Origin of the sequence: Mesorhizobium sp. M2A.F.Ca.ET.042.01.1.1, from assembly GCF_003997405.1 — a bacterium.
GTDB lineage: Bacteria > Pseudomonadota > Alphaproteobacteria > Rhizobiales > Rhizobiaceae > Mesorhizobium.
The window spans coordinates 1-5419 of record NZ_RZRX01000337.1; the positions used below are offsets into that span (position 1 = coordinate 1).

Annotated in this window: 6 protein-coding genes; 2 read left to right on the forward strand and 4 right to left on the reverse strand. The window is 64.9% G+C overall.

Going from position 1 to position 5419, the window contains the following annotated elements; genetic code table 11:
* Positions 1-306: 306 nt before the first annotated feature.
* The 3 genes from EOA23_RS31050 to EOA23_RS31060 are packed head-to-tail and all read right to left on the reverse strand — an operon-like array spanning position 307 to position 3301.
* The gene (locus EOA23_RS31050; RefSeq protein ID WP_127306923.1) at positions 307-1491 is read right to left on the reverse strand and encodes a mandelate racemase/muconate lactonizing enzyme family protein; all 1185 of its coding nucleotides are present in this window, start codon (positions 1489-1491) and stop codon (positions 307-309) included.
* Between the two features lies 1 nt (position 1492).
* Entirely contained in the window at positions 1493-2596 is a 1104-nt protein-coding gene (locus EOA23_RS31055) for a mandelate racemase/muconate lactonizing enzyme family protein (protein WP_127306924.1), read from the reverse strand.
* Positions 2597-2611: 15 nt separating this feature from the next.
* Positions 2612-3301, reverse strand: coding sequence for a GntR family transcriptional regulator (locus EOA23_RS31060; protein ID WP_127306925.1), 690 nt, complete (start codon positions 3299-3301; stop codon positions 2612-2614).
* 68 nt (positions 3302-3369) lie between these two features.
* Between EOA23_RS31060 and EOA23_RS36705 the strand changes: the two genes are divergently transcribed.
* Both EOA23_RS36705 and EOA23_RS36710 read left to right on the forward strand, forming a co-directional pair.
* Positions 3370-3828, forward strand: coding sequence for a LysR family transcriptional regulator (locus EOA23_RS36705; protein ID WP_245474396.1), 459 nt, complete (start codon positions 3370-3372; stop codon positions 3826-3828).
* Complete coding sequence (locus tag EOA23_RS36710) at positions 3743-4279, forward strand: LysR substrate-binding domain-containing protein (RefSeq protein WP_245474397.1); 537 nt, start codon at positions 3743-3745, stop codon at positions 4277-4279. Before EOA23_RS36705 ends, EOA23_RS36710 begins: the two co-directional genes overlap by 86 nt.
* 72 nt (positions 4280-4351) lie before the next feature.
* On the opposite strand, the gene EOA23_RS31070 is transcribed toward EOA23_RS36710, so the two are convergent.
* Positions 4352-5419, reverse strand: a 1068-nt coding sequence (locus tag EOA23_RS31070; protein ID WP_127306926.1) for an efflux RND transporter periplasmic adaptor subunit, incomplete at its 5' end; no start/stop codon positions are given.

A 5419-nucleotide genomic window follows, 5' to 3' on the forward strand; every position in this document is an offset into this window, starting at 1 on the left:
ATCAGATGGTTTTCGAGGGGCGTGCGGCCACGCCGCAGCAGATCGAGAATGCGATAGTTCTTGCTCATGGGTCTATGCCCTTTCCCCAGTTGTTGTGGTTGGCGAGTGCGTTCCAGGTGACAAGTTCCGTGGAGTTCTCCTGTTCCAGGCCTCGTCAGTATCGGTCGATATACAGTAGCATGCGGTTCCGACCGATCCATCCGCCGTTGGGACGGAAAAGTCAGATTTTCTTGATGAATTGTCTGTCGGCCAGGCGACTTGTGGCCGCCTTTTCCGGATAGGTCCTGCTGGCTTTTCGACATCCTCCTAGTTCAGCGGCAGTCTGCGGTAGGTCCCGGGTTTTTCCGGGTCGTGATATTTGTTGCAGGGGCCGTTCTCGACGAAATCGCGATGGCAGGCGGCGAGCCTTTCTTGCGACAGCGTGACCCCGAGGCCGTGGCCTTCCGGCACCGGCACGGTGTTGTTGTTGGGCGCGAACGGGCCTTCCTCGATGATGTCCATCGGCTGCATGCGAAACAGCGACTGGTTGGGCTCCCTGATCCAGCCGAGCGCGGCGCACAGATGCAGGTAGCAGGCGCTGCCGATGCCGGTGTCGCCGCTGTAGCACCAGTAGTCGATGCCGGCATGCTCGCAGGCGCCGACGAAGCGCAGCATGCGGTTGATGCCGCCATGTGCCGTCGGGTTGCCGACGAAGGCGTCCGGCACCTTCAACTCCATTGCCCGGGCGATATCGATGTTGTGGGTCGAGAACGGGATCGAAGTGTGACGACGCAGCTCGCGCATCTCCTCGATGGTCGCGACCGGATCCTCCCAGTTGCGCACGCCGAGCTCCTCCAGCGGCCGCGCCAATTGCCTGGCGGTGGCCAGCGAATAGGCCTGGTTGGAGTCGATGCGGATCATCGCGTCGCCGCCGAGCTTCCTGCGGATCAGCTCGACCATCTTCACCGAAATTTTCGGATCATGCGTCGAGAACTTGCCCTCGAAGAAGGTCGTGCCGTGGCGCTCGTGTAGCTCGACGCAATAGTCGGCGACTTCTTCCGGGGTCTTCTCGCCCTTGACCCTGGCGCCATCACCGCGCAGCGAGAAATAATCGGTGAAGGGGATGTCCTTGCGCACCGCGCCGCCGAGCAGCTGGTAGAGCGGCTGCTTCCAAGCCTTGCCGCGCAGGTCCCACAGGGCCATCTCGATGGCGCCGAAGGCCATGATGCGGGTGCGGTCGTTGATCGACTGCACGCCGCTCCAGAACGGCAGGCAGACTTCCTCCGCGCCGGCGATGTCGAAGGCGTCACGGCCAACAAGCCTTGGCGCCAGCACGTCGTTGACGACGGCCGCCGCGCCCGGCGTCGGCGCCTCGCCGATGCCGACAAGCCCGTCCTCGGTCTCGACCTCGACGATGGTCGGCGAGAAGCCGTCGAGCTCGCCGAAGACCCAGACATAAGGGGCCTCCAGCCGGTAGTTGATCGGGGTTGCCTTGACGCGCCTGATCTTCATGTCAGCCGATCTCGAAGAAGGGTTCGCCGAGCAGGCCCGGGTCCACGTCGATGCCGAGACCGGGGCCGTCGGGAATGCCCATATGGCTGCCGGTCACCGGTGGCGCGTTCCTTGCGGTGCGCACCGTCACCCATTCGTGGAAGGCGATGGCGTGCAGCCGGCGCTCCGCCGGCGTCGACAGTGACAGATGCGCCATGGCGGCGGTGTCGATCTCGGCGCCGCCTGTGTCTTCCACGGTGATCATGAAGCCGAGGTCCACGGCGACGTCGCGGATCAGCCGTGTCTGTGTCACGCCGCCGAGCCGTGAGATCTTCAGCGTCAGCCCATCGGCGGCACCTCGGCGGTGGATTTCCAGCATCTCGCCGAGCGACGTGACGGATTCGTCCAGCACCATTGGCTTGTCGAGCATGCGGCGCACCGACATGTTCTCATCCAGCGTCGTGCAGGGTTGCTCGAACGTGTAGTCGATGCCGCGCGTGGCGTCGGCGAACTGGCGCGCCTGGTAGGGCGTCCAGCCGGCATTGGCGTCGCAGAAGATCACCATGCCCTTGGGCACCGCCGAGGCGACAGTCGTCACCCGCTCGATGTCGTCATGCACATTGCCGCCGACCTTGACCTGCAGGCGCCGGCAGCCCTCGGAAATGATCCGCTTGGCCAAAGCCGCCATCTGGTCGAGCGTGCCGTGGGTGACGACCCGATAGGTCTCCGCCATGTCGCTTTCGCGGCCGCCGAGCATGGTCACCAGCGGCACGTCGGCCGCGCGGGCGGCGAGATCCCAGCACGCCATGTCGAGCGCCGACTTGATGTAAGGGTGGCCCTTGAACACCGTGTCCATCAGCCGGCCGATGCCGGCAAATCCGCGCGGATCCTGGCCGATGAGATGCGGTGCGATTTCCGGCACGCCCGCGCGCGCTCCCGCCGGGAAGGCGGCCGAATAGAAATTGCCGAGCGGCGCCATCTCGCCCCAGCCGGTCACACCGCTGTCGGAGGTGATGGCGACGATCACCGCATCGAAACAGTCGGCGACGCGTCCCTTGGACATGCGGTAAGGCCCGTCCACGAAGGGCTGGACGACATGGTAGGCCTTGATGCTCTCGATCTTCACTTTGCTGTCCGTCTGTCAGTTCTTCGATGTGCGCTTTTCGAGGCCGCGCGCGTAGGAAAGCAGCTCCTCGAAATCGAGATCGATATGCTCGCGCGCATGGCGCTGGGCGGCGCGCATGTCGGCGCCTTTGAGCAGCGCCACATAGGTTTCGTGCACATCCTCGGCCGGCACCGGCTCGTTGCGCGCCCGCTGATGCAGGGCGAAGTACATCTGCAGCCGGCTGGTCAGCCGCTGCCAGGTTTCGAGCAGCACCGAATTGTCGGCCCATTCATAAATCAGCCCATGCAGCTGCAGCGCCGTCTCGATCTGGCGCGTGGTGTCCACCGCCCGCGTCGCCTGCTTCACAGCCTCGTGGCGGCGGTCCAGTTCATCGAGGAAGCGAGGGTCGCGCTGCGGCCAGGCAAGCTCGATGGCGAATTCATCGAGCACCTTGTTGAGCGAATAGGCGTCGATGATGTCCTTGGCGGTGACGTCGATGACGAAGGTTCCGGCATAGGGGATGCTGGTCAGGATGCCTCCCTGCACAAGCTCGCGCATCGCCTCGCGCAGCGGCGCGCGGCTCACCCGCATCTGCTCGGAAATCCTGAGCTCGTTGAGCTTCTGCCCCGGTTCCAGCTGTCCGGTGAGGATGGCGCGCCTGAGCAGGGCGACGATCTCCGCCCTGCGCGTGGTATCCGCGATCGGACCGAAATCCAGCTTTGCCATAGGTCGACCCCCGGGAGGAATTTCTGCAAGACAAGCAGATTGTCGACAATCTAACAAGAGCTTTTTGATTGGGATCGGCGAGTTGTGGAGACCGCGCCGGCTCCTTCACGCTTGCCGCCGGCGAGCTTGGCGTCTCCTCGGCCGCGGTCAGCCAGCAGATCCGCAACCTGGAAGACTGGTTCGGCAAGCAGCTTTTCGTGCGTAACGGCAACCGCATCGTGCTGACCGATGCCGGCCACGCCATCTATCCGCAGACGGCGCATGCGCTGGGCGAGATCGCGGCGGTCGGCCGACGCATGCTGGAAGGCGGCTTGCGCACGCGCCTCGTGGTGAGCGTGCCGTTCTCGCTTGCCGAGCTTTGGTTGGCGCCAAGGCTTGCGGTGCTGCTCGACGGCTTTCCGCAAATTGCGATCGATGTCCGCCTCGAGGACGATCCCGTCGATGTGGTGCGCCAGAAACATCGACCTGCGTATCTCATATGGCGATTACCACTATCCGGCGCTGAAGATGGTGCGGCTCGTCCATGACGAGGTGCTGCCGGTCGCAGCCCCTGATTTCTGGCAGCGCTGCGGCCAAGGAGCTGCCGGCTTGGCCGATATGCATGATAGCCACTTCATCCACACCAACTGGGGTCCCAACTATGCCTCGCACCCGAGCTGGGCGGATTGGTTCGCCGCCGCCGGGGGCAACCGCGCGCCCGACCCGTCGCATGGCCGCCGTGTCGGCCTGTCCAGCCTGGCGATCGGCGCAGCGCGGCTGGGGCTGGGGATAGCGCTCGGCCAACGGATCATGGCGAGCGCCGATCTCGAAGCCGGCCGATTGATCGCGTTATCATCCGTCTCCGTCCGCCTCGGCCAGCCCTATTGCGCCTTCATGCTGCCGGCGAAGGCGGAACGCGCCGACATTGCCGGCCTGGTCGAATTGCTGGCGAGCAGCCCCGGCAGGCCCCGTACGGAACCGGCATCGGGAACCGACTGAACCCCCATAACAAAACGGCGCCCACGACGTGGGAGTCGAGGGCGCCGTCGGACCGGAAACTGATGGGGGTTATCAGCTGGCCGGTTTCGGTTGCGGCAAGGGAGAAACCGGCATTCCGGGTCCGATCTTCTGCAGATTGCCCGTGATCACCTGGTCGGTCTCGGAGATGCCGGAGGTCACGGAAATCAGGTCGCCGTCGGTCGGCCCAAGCGACACCAGCTTCTGATCGACGGTGTTGCCCTTGCCGATGACATAGAGGTACTTGCCGAGCTGGCTGGAACCCAGCGCCACCTGCGGCACCATCAGCGTGTTGGGCTGTTCCTTCACATGCAGCCGCACCCGCACATATTGCCCGGGCAGCAGCGTGAACTTGGCGTTGCCGATCGTGGCGCGCGCCGTGATCGTGCCGGTCGAGTGGTCGATCGTGTTGTCGATGAAGGTCAGCTCACCCTTCTGGCTGGGCTTGGTCTCGCCGGGCAGGAGCACGTCGACGGCGATCGGACCGTTGGCCTTCGCCTGCTCGATCTGCACGAGATCGGTCTCGCTGGGATTGAAGGTCACATAGATCGGGTCAAGTTGCACCAGCGTGTTCAGCACCGTGCCGGCGACGCTGACCAGCGTGCCGACCGAAGCCTGGTTGCGGCCGATCCGGCCCGAGAAGGGCGCCTTGATCTCGGCATAGCCAAGGTTGAGCTCGGCGGTCCGCACCGCCGCCTGGTCGACGGCAAGGGCGGCCTGCGCCGCGCGAAGATTGCTGGTGCGCTGGTCGAAGCTGTCCTTGTCGAGATAGCCGGCCTTGGCGAGGTCGGTGCCGCGGCCGAGATTGGACCTTGCATATTCGAGCGTCGCGGTATCGCGCTGCACCTGCGCCTTCGCCTGGTCGAGCGCGGCCTGATAATCCTCCGGCGCGATCCGGTAGAGCAGGTCGCCTTGCTTGACGTCGCTGCCGTCGGCCGCGGTCTGCTCCTGCAGATAGCCCGGCACGCGCGCCTGCAGCGTGATGCTGCGGATCGACTCAACCCGCGCGGCATAGTCGAGATAGATCGGCAGCGTCTTCTTCACGACGTTCACCACCGGCACTGGCATGACGAAGGCCGCCGGGGCGGGGGCTGCGCCCCCCGTGCCCCCGCCGAGATAGCC